Annotated in this window: 12 protein-coding genes and 1 pseudogene; 10 read left to right on the top strand and 3 right to left on the bottom strand. The window is 60.0% G+C overall.

The window, feature by feature from the left end:
• Window positions 1–73 precede the first annotated feature (73 nt).
• Window positions 74–841, bottom strand: coding sequence for a DUF3313 family protein (locus tag ACILSI_RS03630; protein WP_395720482.1), 768 nt, complete (start codon window positions 839–841; stop codon window positions 74–76).
• Window positions 842–1,049: 208 nt separating this feature from the next.
• Here ACILSI_RS03630 and rseP point away from each other — a divergent pair, with 208 nt between their 5' ends.
• From rseP to ACILSI_RS03605, 5 genes are all read left to right on the top strand, one after another.
• Entirely contained in the window at window positions 1,050–2,573 is a 1,524-nt protein-coding gene (gene rseP, locus ACILSI_RS03625) for an RIP metalloprotease RseP (RefSeq protein WP_395720481.1), read from the top strand.
• 12 nt (window positions 2,574–2,585) lie between these two features.
• The gene (locus tag ACILSI_RS03620) at window positions 2,586–3,755 is read left to right on the top strand and encodes a glycosyltransferase family 4 protein (protein ID WP_395720480.1); all 1,170 of its coding nucleotides are present in this window, start codon (window positions 2,586–2,588) and stop codon (window positions 3,753–3,755) included.
• A 106-nt stretch (window positions 3,756–3,861) separates the two neighbouring features.
• The gene (locus tag ACILSI_RS03615; RefSeq protein ID WP_395720479.1) at window positions 3,862–5,448 is read left to right on the top strand and encodes a serine/threonine-protein kinase; all 1,587 of its coding nucleotides are present in this window, start codon (window positions 3,862–3,864) and stop codon (window positions 5,446–5,448) included.
• Window positions 5,449–5,480: 32 nt separating this feature from the next.
• A complete protein-coding gene (locus ACILSI_RS03610) occupies window positions 5,481–6,914 on the top strand; it encodes a glycosyltransferase family 4 protein (RefSeq protein WP_395720478.1) in 1,434 nt (477 codons plus the stop codon).
• Entirely contained in the window at window positions 6,911–7,795 is an 885-nt protein-coding gene (locus tag ACILSI_RS03605) for a polysaccharide pyruvyl transferase family protein (protein WP_395720477.1), read from the top strand. Before ACILSI_RS03610 ends, ACILSI_RS03605 begins: the two co-directional genes overlap by 4 nt.
• Window position 7,796: 1 nt before the next feature.
• Here the strand turns inward: ACILSI_RS03605 and ACILSI_RS03600 are convergent, their stop codons facing one another.
• A complete protein-coding gene (locus ACILSI_RS03600) occupies window positions 7,797–8,600 on the bottom strand; it encodes a hypothetical protein (RefSeq protein WP_395720476.1) in 804 nt (267 codons plus the stop codon).
• 57 nt (window positions 8,601–8,657) lie between these two features.
• On the opposite strand from ACILSI_RS03600, the gene ACILSI_RS03595 reads away from it, so the two are divergent.
• The 5 genes and pseudogenes from ACILSI_RS03595 to ACILSI_RS03575 all read left to right on the top strand — a co-directional run.
• Window positions 8,658–10,136 (top strand): sialate O-acetylesterase, encoded by a 1,479-nt coding sequence (locus ACILSI_RS03595; protein ID WP_395720475.1) that lies wholly within the window; start codon window positions 8,658–8,660, stop codon window positions 10,134–10,136.
• A 5-nt stretch (window positions 10,137–10,141) separates the two neighbouring features.
• The gene (locus ACILSI_RS03590) at window positions 10,142–10,741 is read left to right on the top strand and encodes a methyltransferase domain-containing protein (RefSeq protein WP_395720474.1); all 600 of its coding nucleotides are present in this window, start codon (window positions 10,142–10,144) and stop codon (window positions 10,739–10,741) included.
• A 45-nt stretch (window positions 10,742–10,786) separates the two neighbouring features.
• Complete coding sequence (locus ACILSI_RS03585) at window positions 10,787–13,009, top strand: ATP-binding protein (protein WP_395720473.1); 2,223 nt, start codon at window positions 10,787–10,789, stop codon at window positions 13,007–13,009.
• Window positions 13,010–13,094: 85 nt separating this feature from the next.
• Window positions 13,095–15,248: a tetratricopeptide repeat protein gene (locus ACILSI_RS03580; RefSeq protein WP_395720472.1), complete on the top strand. Its 2,154-nt coding sequence runs from the start codon at window positions 13,095–13,097 to the stop codon at window positions 15,246–15,248.
• A gap of 148 nt (window positions 15,249–15,396) precedes the next feature.
• A pseudogene (locus tag ACILSI_RS03575) lies at window positions 15,397–15,855 on the top strand (M15 family metallopeptidase); the annotation flags it as partial.
• 36 nt (window positions 15,856–15,891) lie between these two features.
• Here the strand turns inward: ACILSI_RS03575 and ACILSI_RS03570 are convergent.
• Complete coding sequence (locus ACILSI_RS03570) at window positions 15,892–17,475, bottom strand: ribonuclease E/G (protein ID WP_395720471.1); 1,584 nt, start codon at window positions 17,473–17,475, stop codon at window positions 15,892–15,894.

Raw genomic sequence — 17,475 nt, 5'->3', positions numbered from 1 at the left:
CTCCTCCTGGCGAGGTAAAATTGCGCCTCGCTTGAGTGGCTTTGAAGATTATGGCCGCAGACGGCTGCGTTGATCAAAAACCAATGATCTGGAAAGGCAGGCTGTCCCGCACCTTCACATCCGAAGGCGTGCTCATGAGCTTCACAAACTGACGCGCCCACTCCCGGATGGCAAACTTGGCCTGTCCCAAAGCAAACAGTTCCTGTGGAAAGAAGATAAAGAGGGTCTTTGCCTCCTCCTTGTCGGCAAACTCGAACCAGGACTTGCGTGTTTTGGGTTCGATGACCATGCCTTCGATGGCGATCTGCCCACGGGCTGGTTTTGCCAGCAAATCGCCCACCATGGGCAGGGTCACCAGGTCCACGGCCTCACGCACGACCAGCCCCGTCAGTGTGTTGGGTTCCCATTCGAGGATGGAGAGCTTCAGGGTCATGGCGTCCTTGGCAGGAGCGTCCACAAGAGTAAATCGCGGTGTTTTGGCAGACTTGAAGGCGCGGGTGAATTTCTCGTGCGCGTAGTCGGCGAGCTGAGCCACTTTCTGGGTCCGCCGCTCCTGGCTGAACTCCAGTTTGGTGAGATGCTGCCGCATCGGCCGCAGGTGATCCGAGATCACTGGGGCGATGTAGATTTTTTTCACCTTCTCTGCCGCTTTTTTCACACGCGGGTCCGGGTTCCACCAGTTGCCGAGGAAGGGCGAGCGCTTGCGGTCTTCAGTCAGTTTCGCTGCATTGGGCAGAAAGCTGGAGGGCTTCACCTCCACGGCTGCCACCACGCTCTTCGCAGAACTACAGGAGAGCAGCATCCAGGGCAGGATCAGGCAAAGAGTGGTGCGGGTTAGCATCGAAAATAAGGGCACTTCAATACGTCTGAGGGCGCAGGATGGCAAATATTTCATCTTCATCGGCATGTGGCGGCGGCTGCCACCCGCCCGGCACAAACATCTGCGCATCATTTGCGCCAATCATCGCCGGATGTTAGCTTTCCGTCCCCTCTGCTGGCGCTCCTGCTGGTGAAGAACCCCGTTCTGACCGTAATTTCCCCCTTTTTCCATGGCCTGGCTTTCCTCTTTCGGCACTCTCGGTGAGATTCTCAGCTTCCTCATCCTCCTCCTGGAGGTCATCTTGGTCTTCAACCTCATGATCGTGGTCCACGAATGGGGTCATTTCCTTGCCGCCCGCTGGCGTGGACTGAAAATCGACAAGTTTTACATCTGGTTCGGCAAGCCGATCTGGAAAAAGACCATCAACGGCGTGGAATACGGACTCGGCAGCATCCCCGCTGGTGGATTCGTGGCCCTGCCGCAGATGGCCCCCATGGGTGGCCTCGAAGGTGAGACCAGCACGGAACCGCTTCCGCCAATCACCCCGCTCGACAAGGCCATCGTCGCCTTCGCCGGTCCGTTGTTCAGCTTTATGCTTGCCTGCGTGTTCGCCGTGGCTGTTTGGCTCGTTGGCAAGCCTCAAAGCGAGGCGCACACCACCACCATCGTCGGTCGTGTAGAGCAAGGCAGCCCTGCCATGCAGGCTGGCATTCTTCCCGGTGACAAGGTGCTCAACGTGGACGGCCAGCCGGTGAAACGCTTCGAAGGACTCGTGGACAGCGTGCGCTGGAGCGTCGTGGCCAGCGAGGGAGACAAGATCGCCTTCGAGGTGGAGCGCCCCGGTCAAGGCGTGATGAAATTCGACGTGGATCCGAAGGCCTGGCCGAAGTCCGACCAGCCCGCCGCGCCCACCTCCTGGTGGAGTGCCATTTTCAAGCGCCCTGACCTGCGCTCCGTCGGTCTTGAAGGCCAGATGACTCCCATGGTCGGCAGCATCGCCCCAAACAGCCCGGCAGAAGAAGCGGGACTCAAGGCCAACGATCTCGTGGTCAAGGCCGATGGCAAACCTCTGCGCAGCATGGGAGAGCTGGGAGATTACATCAGAGCCAACCCCGGCAAGACGATCATGCTTGATGTCGAACGCGATGGCAAAGCCCTTCAAATTCCCGTTTTGCCGCGCATTCCAGATGAGAGCAATCTGAAGGAATTCACTGAGGATAAAAAAGAATACCCGATGATCGGTGTGGCCTGGGATGTGGAGGGCAAGCGCACACCCATCACCCTCACTCCCTGGGAGCAGATCAGCGACGCCGTGCGTCACATGGGCAACCTCGTCTCCAAGCTGGTCTCGCCTAAGTCCGACCTCAGCCCCGCGCACATGAGCGGTCCTGTGGGTGTCGGTCGTCTCTATTACAAGCTCTTCCAGCATCCCGATGGCTGGCGTCTCGTGTTGTGGTTCAGCGTCGTCTTCAACATCAACCTCGCCATTCTCAACATGATGCCGCTGCCCGTGCTCGACGGTGGTCACATCACCATGGCCGCGATCGAGGCCATCCGCCGCAAGCCGGCGCAGGGGCGCATCCTCGAATACGTGCAGACCGCCTGTGCCTTGATGTTGTTCGGCTTCATCATCTTCGTCACCCTCAAGGACACCGGCGATTTCTTCGGCGGCGGCGCCAAGGATGGCAAGGAACTGAAGATCCAATGGCTATCCAAGGAGCAGCGCGCCGCCAAGGCCACCCCAGGTGCCTGATTTCCGCCCGCCATGCGCGTCCTCATCCTCGTCGAAAACCTTCCGGTGCCTTTCGACCGGCGCGTGTGGCAGGAAGCCTGTGCGCTGCGTGACGCCGGGCATCAGGTCATGGTGATCTGCCCGCAGATGCGCGGTTACACGCAGCCAGAGGAGGTCCTCGAAGGCATCCAAATCTACCGCCACTGGATCAGCGGCGAGGCGAAGTCGGTGGGTGGCTTTGTCTCAGAATATGCCTCTGCCTTGTGGGGTGAATTCCGCTGTGCGCTCAAGGCTTGGCGTCGCGGAGGCTTCGATGTGATTCATCTCTGCAATCCGCCCGATCTGCTCTTCTTCGTCGCCCTGCCCTTCAAACTCTTCGGCGGCGTGAAGGTCATCTTTGACGTGCATGATCTGTGGCCGGAGATGTTTGAGGCGAAGTTCGGCAAACGCGGCCTCATGTACTGGGCCGTGCGCATCGCCGAGCGCTGTACGCTTGCCCTCGCCAATGTCGTCATCGCCACCAACAAAAGCGTGCTCCGCGCCGTGAAGGAACGCGGAAAATTGAGTGATGACCGCGCCTTCGTCGTCCGCACCGCTCCGAACCGCATGAAAACCACGGCGGAACCGGATGAATCACTGCGGGTAGGAAAAAAACACCTCGTCGGCTACATCGGCGTCATGGGCAATGCCGATGGCGTCGATTACCTTGTCCGCGCCGCCGATCACATCGTTAAAACGCGTCAACGCACCGATGTGCAGTTCCTCCTCATGGGGTCAGGCCCCGAGCATGCCGAATTGCTCAAGTTGCGTGACCAACTCAGCCTCCAGGATTACATCAGCATGCCTGGGCGTGTCAGTGATGAGTTTTTATGCCGCGCCCTGCGCACCATCGACCTCGGCGTCGCCTGCGATCCCATCAACGCTTACAACGACCACTGCACCATGAACAAGGTGCTCGAATACATGGCCTTCGCGAAACCGATCGTCATGTTCGGCACCGTCGAGGGTCGTTTCTCAGCCGGAGATGGCGCGGTTTATGTCATGGAAAACAGCGCCGAACAGCTCGGAGATGCCATCCTCGCCTTACTCGACGACGAATCCCGCCGCCAAACCCTCGCCGCAGCCGGTCATGCGCGTTTGACCCAGGAACTGAACTGGGAACGCAGCGTGGAGCAACTCCTGGCAGCGTATCAGGCCGCTTGAAGCGCGAAGGATCCAAAAAGGGAAATCTCCTGAGGTTGTAAGGTTTATTTTGGGATTGTCGGGCGGGCGGTCTTGCTAAGCGGGCCACTTGCACTTAAAGCCTCCCATGCAATCGGCGCAGAACCAAGGCGGTGACGCCATCAAGTTCGAACCCTTCGCGTCGCCCTCGACGGCGGAGCTGGATGTCCTTATCCCCGGCTACCAGTTCCTCGAATTCATCGACAGTGGCGGCATGGGGGCGGTGTACAAGGCGGTGCAGAAAAGCCTCAACCGCACCGTGGCCGTGAAGCTGCTGCCGCAGGTGCATCGGAACAAGGCCACCTTCGCCGAGCGCTTCCGGCGCGAGGCCGAGGCGCTCGCCCGGCTCAATCATCCGCACATCGTCGCCGTGCATGACTTTGGTGAGACCGCCGACGGCCAGATGTATTACACCATGGAGTTCGTCTCCGGCATGGACTTGCAGCACCTGCTGAAGCGCGACTCGCCCGAGCCACGGCAGATTCTCAAAATCATCACCCAGGTCTGTGAGGCGCTGCAGTTCGCGCACGAGCGCGGCATCGTGCATCGCGATGTTAAACCGGCGAACATCCTCATCGACGAGCGTGGGAATGTGAAAGTGGCGGACTTCGGCTTGGCGAAAGTCGTCGGCCCGCAGTCGGCGGATTATACCGCCACCGGCACGACGCTCGGCACGCCGGACTACATCGCGCCCGAGGCGCTCGACCACGACGGGAAGATCGACCACCGAGCGGACATTTACTCCCTCGGCGTGATGATTTATGAGATCTTCACCGGGCACCTGCCCAAGGGCGCATGGGAGCCGCCCTCCGTCCGCTCCGGTGCTGACAAGGGCATCGACGTCGTCGTCAGCAAGGCGATGCAGAGCAACCCGGAGAAGCGCTACCAGCACGTCAGTGACATGACGCAGGTGCTGGAGAAGTTGCTCAGGAACAGCGACAACTGGAAAAATTTCCGCCGCTTTCCCAAGAGTGTGGTCGCCGCTCCCGCTGAGAAACTGGGCCGGATTCCCACCGACGCTGACACAATCCAGATCCAAACCCGCAAGCCTCTGGCATCGTGGCCTGCTAAGGCGGCGGCCTTGCTCCTGCTCAGTGCACTGACCGCCTTTGGTTGGCGTGCGGTGCGGCCTGCCACAGCCTCGGGGCTCGTTTCACCCTCCGTGTCGGTCGTAGAGCAGGCTCATGCAGCTCCAGAGCAAGTGAGGCTGGCCGAGTGGGTCTTCGCACACGAAGGATTTCTCAATGTCATCACTCCTGCCACAGCGGAGAAGGACATGGGCGGGAATGCCGACGTCTGGCAGATGGATCGATTGAGGAATGACCCTTTCACTGTCTGGCGGGTCTGTTTTGCCGTCTCTGGTCTGCCGATCTCCAATGAAATCGACCTGAAGGAACTCGTCGCTCTGCTCAAAGCGGCAGGCACGGTCACCAACCTCAATCTGCGTGGTCTGCAAGTGCCTGTAAAAGCACTGAACCACCTTTCCAGTCTCAGCAACCTCAGCAACCTCGATCTCACCGCAAGTCCGGTGATCACTCGTGAAGCCCTGCCCTATCTCTCATCCTGCAAGCAGTTGAAACTGCTGCGCGTGGGCGACTCAGGACTCCCCGTGGATCATGCGGTTGTGGAGGAGTTGCGCCTCTTGCTACCGGACTGTGATATTCACGAAAACTGACCCAAGAATTCACCTCAACCCACGCACATCCCATGAAAAAGCAGTCCCAAAGCAGCAAGGCGGCCAGCGTATCTTCCAAGAAGACGATCCGCAAAAGGGCGAAATCAAGTTCTGCAGTCATCAAAGAAAGCGACGCTTTGAAGCACCCGGTGTCGAAGGCGTCTGCTTCGACGCGGAAAACGAGCGCCGGCTCACTCACGGTGATGGCCAGCGGGGAGTTTGCCATCGGCACCACCACGGTTGAAAAAGAACCTACCAAGAAGGGGTGGTTCCGGCGGTTCTTCGGCGTCACGCGTCAGAAGCCACGTCTGCTCTGGATCGGCGACGCACTCGTGCCCACCGGCTTCGCCACCGTGACGCACGCTGTGTTGAATCATCTTCAGCATGACTGGGATGTCGTCGTCTCCGGCATCAACTATGATGGTTCCGAACACGAACTGCCTTATCAAGTCATGCCCGCCTGCCAGGGCGGAGACATGTGGGGCATGAACCGTTTTGCGCATCTCTATGCTGAGTTCGATCCCGCCGCTGTCATCATCAACAACGACTGGTGGAACGTGGCCCAGTTCGCTAAGATCGCACCGAAGGGCGTTCCCATCATCGGTTACATGCCTGTGGACGGTGGCCACCTTGATCCGGCGGCCATGCAGGAGCTGAATAAACTGAATGCCGCCGTGTGGTACACGAACTTCGGCCACCGTGAGGCTGTGAAAGCTGGATTCAAAGGCAAACGGCATGTCATTCCGCATGGCATCGACACCGCGTTGTTCCAGCCGATGAATCGTTCGGAAGCACGTCGCCTGCTCGATCTGAACGTGCCGCGCAACGCTTTCATCGTCGGCAATCTCAACCGCAACCAGCCGCGCAAGCGTTTGGACCTCTCCATTCACATCTTCGCCGACTGGATCAAACAGCACCGCGTCACCAACGCCTTCCTGCTCCTGCATTGTGCTCAAAAAGACACCGGCTGGGATCTGCGCCGCGTCGCCGCCTTCCACGGCATCGCTGATCGTCTGCTGCTCACTGGCTGCGATGACATTCGCGGCCTGCAAAGCTCGCAGCATCTCCAGCGCATCTACGGCAGCCTCGACGTGCAGATTTCCACCACGCTTGGCGAGGGCTGGGGCCTCACCACCATGGAAGGCATGGCCTGCGGCATCCCGCAGATCGTGCCGGACTCCTCCGCCTTGGCCGAATGGGCCGTGCCTGCGGTGAAAATCCCGTGCTCCAGGCTGCTCATGAACCCCGAGATCAACACCACGGGTGCTCTCGTCGATCACGCGCCGTTCGTGGCGGCCTTGCAGTCGCTTTACACCGACAAAGTGCTCCGCACGAAACTCTCCGCGCAGGGGATTGAGCATGTGCGTCGCGCTGACTTCGACTGGCGCAACATCGCGGCGCAGTTCCACGCCGTCCTGGCTCCCGTCGTCGGCAAAAAATCCGCGAAACGACCGCAGCACGCATGAAGATCGCCTTCGTCGGCGCGTCCGGCTACGGCAACGTCGGTGACGATACTTATCCGCTCGTCTTCGCGCAGCAGTTGCCGGAGCACGAGTTGGTGATCTACAACTCTGACCTACCTGCCGCCCTGCCGGACGATCTCGGGCTGCTGGTGCTCGGCGGCGGCGGCATTCTTTACAACAACCCGAAGGACGGGGCGGTGGACGCGGAATCGCCGCACTTTCGCGCCATGAAGTTCTACATGGATGCCGCCATCGCGCGTGGCATCCCGTGGGGCATCTTGTCCTGCGGCTTCCAATTTCAAATCAACCGCGAGGCCGAGTATGCCACCGCGCTTAGGCCGTGGGTGCCTTACTTGAAACAAGCGGCTTTCATCACGTTGCGCTCGCCGAACTGCGTGCGCATCGCGCAGGAGATCAGCGGGCGTGATGATGCGCAGTTTTTTCCTGACGCGGCCTATTTGTATCAACCGAAGGTTGAAGCGGACCAGCGCGCCGTCACACTCGTTCCCGCAGGTCTCGTCAATGCACGGAACACGCTTATCAATCACTATATACGTCACTTTGCCGCCAGCGGCACACCGACTCGCTGGCTGGGCATGGGCGCGCCTGTGGATGATGACAAACTGCTCGCTGAGGTCGCAGAACGCTTTCCACAATCGCAGATCATCGCCCGACCCGGTCCGCAGGCGGCGTTTGAAATCATCGCCCGTTCGCGGTTCGTCCTCACGGGCCGTTATCACGGCATGATCTTCGCCCGCGTCAGCCGCGTGCCGTTCATCACGCCCGTCGATTCGCCTTACAAGATCCGCATGGAGGATCTGAACGCGGACATCAGCTCTGCCATCGGCCACTTCGAGGTGCTGCGTCGGTTTCTTCCGCGCTAAATCACCAGCGCCGCAGAAACGCCTCCAGCGCCGTCGCATCCACCTGCGGATATTCGCAACCGAGCGTGTTGTCGCGCCCCATGCCGAAGGCGTAGGCGGTGTGCTTTTGCACGTCGATGTATTTGACCGGATAAAACACCGCCACCGGCTTGTTTTCGAGCCATGCCGCCTGCTGCAGGCTGCTCCAGCTTCCCACATAGGCGCGGCAGGTTTTGATGAGGTTCAGCGTCGCTGGGACGGTGAGGCTGTCGAGCACGGTGATGTTGCCACCTTCCAAGGTGCGGGCGTCTTCCACGGCATGGATCGTTTTCCCCTTCGCGCCGGGACGGAAATAACTGCGTGTGACGACAAACACCTGGCACGGCAGCTTGCGCAGCACTTCGGTGGTTTTCTCGATCAACTCCGGCGGCAGCGAGCGGTAGGAGGCGTTTCCCGCGAAGGGCTGGAACACGATATGTCCCCGCGATTCGACATCGTCTGGCGCGTCGAACGTGGGGATGTGACCGTCCGCGTTGCCACGGATCAATTTCGCATGATCCACTCCCGCGAAACCGCAAAGCGCGCGGTTGATGTCAACGCCGCGCAACCCGGCGTTGAAGAACTCCTCAAACTTGTGCGCCAGATCGTAGAGGATGAAGTTCTTCGCGTTGCGATGATGCCGAAAAATCTCGACCGTGAAGGGATTGTGCGAGGCCATGATGACCGGCGTCGGCTGCGTGGCCTCGCTGAGCACGCGGTAGGCGGCGTTCAGATAGCAGGAACGAATCACGTCCCCCAGACCGGCGGCAAAAAGTGCGGCTGACATTCATGAAGCAAACCGAGGGGTGACGACGTTGACAAGCCGCTTCTCAAGCCACCCGCCATGAAATCACTCCTCAGCCTCCTGCTTCTCGCCGTTCCCGCCTCCGCCGCGCTGACGCTGCCCGCCGTGTTCTCCGATCACCTCGTGCTGCAAAGCGGCAAGCCGGTGCCGGTATGGGGCACGGCTGATGCGAATGCGGAGATCGTGGTTTCCATCGCTGGCCAGAAAAAGACCGCCAAAGCCGGTGCGGATGGCCGATGGTCGCTCAAACTCGATTCGCTCACCGCTTCCACCGAAGCGCAGACGCTCACGATTGGCGACAAGACGATCAACGACGTGCTCGTGGGCGAAGTATGGCTCGGCTCCGGTCAGTCGAACATGGCGATGGCCGTGCAGAGCGCGAATGACTTCGAGGGCACGAAGGCCGCCGCGAATCTGCCGCAGATTCGCATGTTCGCTGAGGGCAGCGGTGCCAATGCGACGGCTCAGACGCAAGGGAAGGGTACTTGGGTGGTTTGTTCGGCTGAAACCGTGGGCCGCTTCTCCGCCACCGCGTTTTTCTTTGGCCGCACGATTCACGCGGCGCTCAAAACACCCGTGGGTCTCATCAACTCCTCCGTCGGAGGCACGCCCATCGAGTCCTGGATCAGTCCCGAGGCGCAGAAGGCCAGCGAGGAGCTCAAACCCTTCTTTGCAACGATGAAGCAGGAGGATGCGAAGTTCGACGAGGGCAAAGCCAAGGCGTTGTATGAGAAGCAGGTCGCGAAATGGAACGAGGACGTGAAGAAAGCGAAGGCCGAGGGCAAGCCGCTGCCGCGCAAACCGCGCGACCCTGTTGCTACCCGTCAACGCAAAGGCGATGTCGGCGGCCTGTTCAACGGCAAGATCGCGCCGCTCATCCCATATGCGATTCGTGGCGCGATCTGGTATCAGGGCGAGGCAAACAGCCAGGATGCGAAAGCACCGTTTTATCAGCATCAGCTCACGCTGCTCGCCAAAGACTGGCGCACACGCTGGAACGAGGAGTTTGCCTTCGCCTGGGTGCAGCTTCCGAATTTCACGCGTGCTGGCGAAGGCTGGCCGCTGGTGCGCGAGCAGATGCTGAATGCATTGAGCACGATTCCCAATAGCGGCATGGCCGTCACGCTCGACATTGGCGACTCGAAGGACATTCACCCGAAGAACAAGCAGGACGTCGGCTATCGACTCGCGCAGTGGGCGCTCGGCGCGGTGTATCAAAAAGAAGTCCCCGCCATCTGCGGGCCGCTGATTGACAAAGCGACGGCCAAAGGCGGCGAATTCGTGCTCACCTTCAAGCATGCGAAGGGTTTGCAGGCCAAAGGCGATCTCAGCGGCTTCGAAGTCGCGGGTGCCGAAGGTCAGTGGCAGCCTGCGGAGGCCAAAATCGAGGGCGAAACCGTCATCGTTGGTGCCAAGGCGGTTGCGGAGCCGAAAAGTGTTCGCTATGCGTGGAAGGACAATCCCACCGCGACCCTTTTCAACGGCGCAGGCATGCCTGCCTCACCGTTCCGACGTTGATCCAGATGGACCTCCCCAGCGCCCCGCAACCCATCCAGGAAGACATGGCGAAGCTGCAAACGCTTCTCCAGGAGTCCCTCGCTCCGCATCTGCCGGCGGGGAAGGAGGGCATGCGCATCCTCAATCTGGCCTGCGGGCGCTGCGATGAGGCGGAGACCTTGATCAAGGTCGGTTCCGACCTCACGAAGGGCGGCGCGGTGGAAATGGTCGGCGCGGACATCCGCATTCGCGAAATCCGCCAGGCGCGTGAGACGCACGGACACCTCCCGGCGGAGTTTTTGATCGAGGACGCCACGAAGATCGACCAGCACAAGACGATCGGGGACGACTTCAACATGGTCTTCCTCCGCCATCAGAACTTCTGGCATGGGCAGGAGCTGTGGAAGAAGATTTTTGACCAGGGCATCGCCAAACTGCGGCCTGACGGCATGCTGGTCATCACGAGCTATTTCGATGTCGAGCACCAGCTTGCGCTGCGTGCTTTGGAGTCGCTGGGGATGGAGGTGGTGAGCAACAAGCGCAACAAAGCCAGCCGCGCCCTCAGAGACGCGCCGGGCAAATCGGTGGACCGCTGGGTGGCCGTGCTGCGGCAGCGACGGGGGTGAATGATTGATTTGCAAATCAGAAATATACTTCTAATTTGCAAAACAATGACTCCCAGGCTTCATCGCAGTCTCATTGAGACTCGCCTCCAACAATTTCCTGCTGTGGGATTGGTTGGCCCGCGTCAGGCGGGCAAGACCACGTTGGCGAGGGCATTTTCCGACCTTTATTTCGATCTTGAACAGGAGCGTGACCGGGTGCGCCTCGATCTGAGATGGAATGAGCTGATGCAGCAGGAAAAGCTGATCATTCTGGATGAGGCGCAGACTTGGCCGGAGGTGTTTGCGAGATTGCGTGGGGACATTGACGCGCAGAGGAAACGGAACGGACGTTTTCTGATTCTGGGATCGGTATCGCCGCTCCTGATGCGTGAAGTCAGCGAGTCATTGGCCGGTCGCATCGCCATCGTCGAAATGTCACCGCTCGGGGCGGCGGAACTGCCAGACAGCTCACTTGATGCATTGTGGCGTTGCGGCGGCTTTCCAGATGGTGGTGTGTTGCAACAGGAGGTAACTGCCTTCCCGGTATGGCAGCATTCGTACCTGGAACAGATGGCGCAGCGTGATCTGCCTGCCTGGGGTCTGCCGTCGAAGCCGGGTGAGACGATGCGTCTGCTGCGGCTCACCGCCGCACTGAACGGATCAGCGCTCAATTACTCGCAACTCGGCCAGTCGATGGGAATATCGTACCACACGGTGCAAAGTCATCTGGACTACTTGGAAGGAGCCTATCTCATTCGCAGACTGCGCCCGTTTTTTGCCAACAACTTCCCCAAGCGCCTGACCAAGGCTCCCAAACTTTACTGGCGTGACAGCGGTCTGCTGCATGCCTTGATGGGCGTCACCGGTGCCACCTCACTCACGGACCAAGGATGGGTGGGTGCGAGCTGGGAGGGCTGGATCATCGAGCAGATTCTCGCCGCACGACAGGCGGCGGGCGAGACCTTCGAGGCATGGTATTTCCGCACCAATGATGGTCTGGAGTGCGATCTTGTGATTGAGTCTGGTCAGGAGCGCGAGGTCATCGAGATCAAGCTCGCCGCGCATCCCGAGTCAGGCGATTTCCGTCGGCTGGAAAAAATCGCGCATCTGGTCAAAGCCACACGTCAGGTCATGATCACCCGCATTCGCGATGCAGAAGTGGTGATGCAGGGAGATCGTTGGTCGGTAAATCTCGCCAGCTACTTGTCACATTTCACACCGCGACCGGTCGCCACGAAATCCGCCGCCCCACCACTTACGGTGCCGTTTCTTTACGACAAGCTGCGCGAGGCCGCCGGAGCCATGTTCGAGCGCGGTATCCTGACTCAGGAAATTCTTCTGCGGCGCGCTCAGTGGCTCAAGCAAGATCTGGACGCTATCGCATGGGAGGATTTTCAGATTTTACCGACGCAGATCATCACTCCGCCCGGAACTGGCATGATGATCCCACTCGTCGAATATTCCTGGGGCCAGGATCAATACAGCACTGAGAATCACACGGACCCGTTTGTCACAACCAAAGATGCGCAGGCTGCTGACGGCACCGGGTTGAGCCGCGAAAACCTCACCTGGCTCGGTCGCATCTCAGAAATCGGCCACACGCTCATCCCTGATCTCTGGCTCAGCGACAAGCGGCTTCTGCGTGAGGTGCGTGAGCGCAACCAACACCTCAACACGCTCAATGAAATCTGGTGGCTTTCATGCTGGCATGGCGTTGATGCAGGTTCCGTGCAGCGTGAATACTTGCTCCGTCGCGATGCGAAGAACCTTGCCAAACCCTATCCCGCGACAATGGACTGGCGCTTTACCATCATGGGCGGGCAGATAGCGATCAATCTGAGCGTCAAGAACCGCCAGGGCACTGTCACGAGCAAGAGCATGAACAAGCGGGTGAATCTCTTCAGCGAGAAAGACGCCTTTCCCTTCTCTCCGAGTGGAGCAGACGAGATCAACGTCCTCGCGCTCACCTGCTACCACGGCGGCGTGCTGACAGCATCCGAGCAGCATCAGCTCGTCACCAACTATCTCGAAAAAACACCGGAGATTGATGCCGTCGTCATCTGGATCAAGCTATGCATTGTGCCAGCGGCAAACGGCACGCTGACTGATTCGCTGCATCTTTACTTCCCGAAAAACCGCACTTTGGATCGAAAAGATCTTATCCTGCGTGCTATACTCAAGGAGGTGACAATCGAGGATAGTGCGGTCGTTGGCGTGCTTCATCACACGGTTGGTCTGAACGATCTCGTGGAGCAGATCAAGGAACCCAAGCGCATTTTGGAGTCTTGAGGGGGGAGGGGCGAGACAAGCCGCCATGCCCATTGCCAAAAACAGCAAGAGGCGGTAAACTCCGGCCCCCTTCCCGAAAACCACCATGAACCGTCTTCTTTTCGTTTTCACACTCCTGGCAGCGCTTGCCCTGGCCGCCCCTGTGTCGAATGCCCAGTCCATTGATGCGAGCAGCGAGGTGGCCGACCAGTATTTTCGCGGCTTCGTGCTGAACAATGAGGCGGTGAAGCTGGAGAGCGCCGGGGATTTCTCCCAGGCGCAGAGCAAGTTCAAGCAGGCGGGCGAGATCATGGACAGCATCGCCCGCAATTACCCGACGTGGCAGCCGGAGATGCGGGCCAGCCGCCAGCAGAAGATTCAGGACGCGCTCGGACGCATTCAGTTGCGGCTTTCCCAGCCTCAGGCCGCCCCGCAGCCAGCAATGGCGCCGACTCCTCAGGTGGTGACGCCTGCTGCCCCCGGGTATGTGCCTGCGGCCACCGGTGTGCCCGCCCCGGGCATTCTTGCCCAAACAGCGCCGTCGGCTCCTTCCACACCGGGCACACTGCCCAGCCTGAGCGACATGCTCAGCCAGTGGGAGGCGATGCACAAAAAGCGCATTCTTGAGTTGGAGACGCAGAACAACCAGTTCCAGCTCGACCTCGGCAAGTGGCAGCAGTGGTATCAGTGGGCCTCCGGCGAGATCACCACCGCCCGTTCTCAAAATGACGCGCTGGGCAAAAAAGCCTCCGCCATGGAGCAGAGCATTCTCGCGATGAGCAAGGATGTGGAGGCCGGCCGTGCGGCCCAGGGCCAGCTTGACAAGCTGATGGAGGAAAAAATGGCTGTGGAACTGGAAGTTCGCAAAAACGGCCAGCGTCTCATCGCCGCCGAGGCCGCCGCGAAGGACGCTTCTGAAAAACTGGCCGCCTCTTCCATGCGCATCACCGCCATCGAGCAGGAGCGCGACAAGATTCTCAAAGAGCGTGATGACGCCGTGAAACAGCGCGATACCGCCATCAAGGATCGTGACGTGGCCGTGAAAGACCGGGACGCTGCCAGCGCCCGCAGCCTCGGCCTCCAGGCAGAGGTGGACGATCTGAAGAAAAAGACCGGCAGCGCCGAGATGAAGCGCCTCGTCGCCGAAAACGAGCGTTTGAAGAAGGAACTCGGCGAGGTGCAGCAGCAGGTCGTGACCTTGAAGGCTGATGCGACGCGGAAAGACCAGGAGATCCTCGCGCTGCGCGGCCAGCTCACCGGTTTGCAGGGCCAGCTTGCCACGCTGCGCCAGGAAAGCGCCGCCTACCAGACCCAGGTGGCCGAGCTGACGAAGCAGTTGAAGGAAATGCCCGCTGCCATGGACGCCAAGATGGCAGCCACGCCCGAGCTCACGCAGGAGAACGAGATGCTCCGCTCCATCATCATGCGTCAACTCCGCGCCCAGCATCGCCAGCAGGCCGCGAAGGATCTCATGATCGCCGAGCTACAGAAAATGGAGAACGCCTCGAATGATCTCGTGCAGCAGGTTGAGGAGATGAAAAACGCGCGCATGACGCTGACGCCCGATGAAGAAAAACTCTTCTCCGATCCGGTGGTGCGTGAGCTGCTTGGGCCGAAAGGTGTGCAGGCCACGCTCATCGCCAACGCCTCGTCGGACAGCGACAAAAAAGCCGCGCCACCGGCTCCCGGAACCGCCGAAACGCTCATCACGCAGGCCAACGAGGCCTACATGAACAAGGAGTTCGAAAACTCCGCGAAACTCTACCAGGACGCGCTGCGCGCCGAGCCGAAAAACGTCGGCGCTCTCATTGGCCTGGGTATGACTCGCCAGCGTGAGGACAAGCACGCCGAAGCCGAGGTGGCGCTGCAAAAAGCGCTGGCCTACGACCCGGTGAACGAGCCTGCCGCGTTCGCGCTCGGAGTCACCTACTTCAAGCAGGAGCGCTGGAAGGACGCGATGACCTACTTCGAGAAGAGCCTGTCCAAGCGTCCGAGCAACGCCAGTGGCAGGCATTACCTCGGCATCATCGCCACCAAGCTGAGCCTGATGGAGCGAGCCGAGCGTGAGTTCAAGACCGCGCTGGCCATCGACCCGGCCTATGGTGAGGCACACTTTAATCTGGCCGTGCTTTACATCACCTGGGACCCGCCGCAGTGGGACAAGGCGCGTGTCGAGTACGACGAGGCGCTCAAAAAAGGGGTGAAACCGGACGCCAATCTCGAAAAGCTCCTGCAGGGGGCGAAAGTTTCCCAGCGTTGAGTTGAGGGATGATTCTTATCCGCGTTCTATTTCTCAGCGCGTTTTCTGCGGCTAGCCTTGCCGCGCAAACCCTGGTCGAAATCGGCGGGAAGGCCAACGGCATCGTCATTGAGCTGCCCTAAACGACGAAGGCGAATTTTTCAAGACCGCGTTCTACCCGAAAAACGCACGGACGATGCTGCGCCCGGCCACCGCAGCCAAACTGGCGAAGGTGCAGGCCGAATTGAAGGCACTGGGCCTCGGTCTGAAAGTTTGGGACGCCTACCGGCCGCTTTCTGTCCAGCGGGCGATGTGGAAGACGCTGCCAGATGCCCGTTATGTGGCTGATCCGGCCAAAGGCGGCCGCCACAACCGGGGCGCGGCGGTGGATGTGACGCTCGTCGATGCTTCTGGCAAAGAACTGCCGATGCCGACGGCACACGATGACTTTTCCGAGAAAGCAGGTGCGCATTTCAAGCTCGTGCCGCCGGCGGTCTTCAAAAATCGCGAAACGTTGCAGCGGGTGATGACGAAGCATGGCTTCGCGATCTATGACTCCGAGTGGTGGCACTTTGACGATGCCGACTGGCAAACTTACGAGGCGCTGGATGCCCCGGTGGCCCCGTAAGTTTGGGATCGTTGTTTCCGCAAGTTGCGTCTGCTGTCAGCGGATTTCCTCGCCCGTCGTCGCGTTCGCGAGCGTGATCTGCTCGCGGTGGTAGGCAGGGTCGCTGCGGAAGGTGAGGCGCGCGTGATACTTGCGCTCGAGATCGACGAGGAGCTCGCCATCCTCGGTCTTGAGGCGGGCGAGGACTTCCGGATGGACGACGACGATGATGCTCTTTTGATCCTCTTTGGAGCGGCCGAGCACTGCGATGAGACGACGCTGGAGCTCGACGCTCATGGTGAGCGGGGTTTTGACCTGGCCATTTCCTTTGCAGTACGGGCAGGGTTCGTAAAGCGTGGTGCCGAGGCTTTCATTGAGGCGCTGGCGGGTCATCTCCATGAGGCCGAACTGGGAGATGGGCAGCACCTGGGTCTTGGCCTTGTCACGCTTCAAATGGTCGAGCATGAGCTTGTACACGGCCTGCTGGTCGCGGCGGTGCTTCATGTCGATGAAATCGACGACGATGAGGCCGCCCATGTTGCGCAGGCGGAGCTGGCGGGCGACTTCGGCGGCGGCTTCGAGGTTGGTTTCGAGCAGGAGCTTATCAACGTCCTTGTGGCCCTTGTTGCGGCCCGTGTTGACGTCGATGGAGACGAGAGCCTCGGTCTGGTCGATGACGATGTAGCCGCCGCAGGGCATCCACACCTGGCGGTAGAAGGCGTTGTCGATCTGCTTCTGGATGCCGTAGTGCTCGAAGATGGCGTTCTGGCCCTGGTAGAAGTTGATGCGGCGCTTCGCGCGGCCGGAGATATGCGCGGCCATGCGCTGCATGCGCTCGACGGTGGGCTGGTCGTCGCAGGCGACCTCGTCGATGTCTTCCGTGAGGAAGTCGCGCACGGTGCGCTCGACGAGATCAGGCTCCTGGAAGCAGCAAACGGGGGCGTTTTGACCGTCGCGTTTGGCGACGATCTGGTCCCACTCGTCGAGCAGGATGTTCAAATCGCGCACGATGTGACGCGCACGTTTGCCGGAGGCCTCGGTGCGCAGAATGATGCCCATGCCCTCGGGCAGGCTGATTTTTTCGATGATCTTGCGGAGGCGTGAGCGCTCTTTCGGGTCTTCGATCTTGCGGGAGATGCCGCAGGTGTCGTTGAGCGGCATCAAGACGAGCAAACGACCTGCCAGGGAGATGTTGGTGGTGACACGCGGGCCTTTGTTGCCGACGGGGCCTTTGGTGACTTGCACCATGATCTCGGAGCCGACGGGGTAGAGCGTGGGGATGTCCTTGGCCTCGATGCGTTTCTTCTTTTTGCTGCCGCCGCGATTGATCTCCTCCAGACCGGCGTCGAGCGCGGCGGGGATGGCGTCCCAGAAGTGCAGGAAGGCGTTTTTGTCGAAGCCGATGTCAATGAACATGGCCTTGAGGCCCTGCTCGATGTTGCGGATGCGGCCTTTGAAGACGCTGCCGATGAGGCTCTGGGTGCCGACGCGCTCGATGTTGTATTCCTCGACGACGCCCTTGTCGAGAAGGGCGACGCGGTTCTCCAGCTTCTCGCAGTTGATGACGAGGCGCACGCCGCTTTTGATGTCGCGTTTGCCGGTGAGCAGTTCTTTGATTCTTTGAACGAAGGTCAATGCCAT

The sequence above is a fragment of the Prosthecobacter sp. genome (assembly GCF_044232965.1).
Taxonomy (GTDB): domain Bacteria; phylum Verrucomicrobiota; class Verrucomicrobiia; order Verrucomicrobiales; family Verrucomicrobiaceae; genus Prosthecobacter.
This window is presented reverse-complemented; position numbering and strand designations above follow the sequence as displayed.

Excerpts from the sequence above, each read along its gene's own strand:
- ACILSI_RS03615 (WP_395720479.1), top strand. The coding sequence starts at position 3,862 with ATGCAATCGGCGCAGAACCAAGGCGGTGACGCCATCAAGTTCGAACCC.
- rseP (WP_395720481.1), top strand. The coding sequence starts at position 1,050 with ATGGCCTGGCTTTCCTCTTTCGGCACTCTCGGTGAGATTCTCAGCTTC.
- ACILSI_RS03570 (WP_395720471.1), bottom strand. The coding sequence starts at position 17,475 with ATGGCATTGACCTTCGTTCAAAGAATCAAAGAACTGCTCACCGGCAAA.
- ACILSI_RS03590 (WP_395720474.1), top strand. The coding sequence starts at position 10,142 with ATGGACCTCCCCAGCGCCCCGCAACCCATCCAGGAAGACATGGCGAAG.
- ACILSI_RS03580 (WP_395720472.1), top strand. The coding sequence starts at position 13,095 with ATGAACCGTCTTCTTTTCGTTTTCACACTCCTGGCAGCGCTTGCCCTG.
- ACILSI_RS03620 (WP_395720480.1), top strand. The coding sequence starts at position 2,586 with ATGCGCGTCCTCATCCTCGTCGAAAACCTTCCGGTGCCTTTCGACCGG.
- ACILSI_RS03605 (WP_395720477.1), top strand. The coding sequence starts at position 6,911 with ATGAAGATCGCCTTCGTCGGCGCGTCCGGCTACGGCAACGTCGGTGAC.
- ACILSI_RS03630 (WP_395720482.1), bottom strand. The coding sequence starts at position 841 with ATGCTAACCCGCACCACTCTTTGCCTGATCCTGCCCTGGATGCTGCTC.
- ACILSI_RS03600 (WP_395720476.1), bottom strand. The coding sequence starts at position 8,600 with ATGTCAGCCGCACTTTTTGCCGCCGGTCTGGGGGACGTGATTCGTTCC.
- ACILSI_RS03610 (WP_395720478.1), top strand. The coding sequence starts at position 5,481 with ATGAAAAAGCAGTCCCAAAGCAGCAAGGCGGCCAGCGTATCTTCCAAG.
- ACILSI_RS03595 (WP_395720475.1), top strand. The coding sequence starts at position 8,658 with ATGAAATCACTCCTCAGCCTCCTGCTTCTCGCCGTTCCCGCCTCCGCC.
- ACILSI_RS03585 (WP_395720473.1), top strand. The coding sequence starts at position 10,787 with ATGACTCCCAGGCTTCATCGCAGTCTCATTGAGACTCGCCTCCAACAA.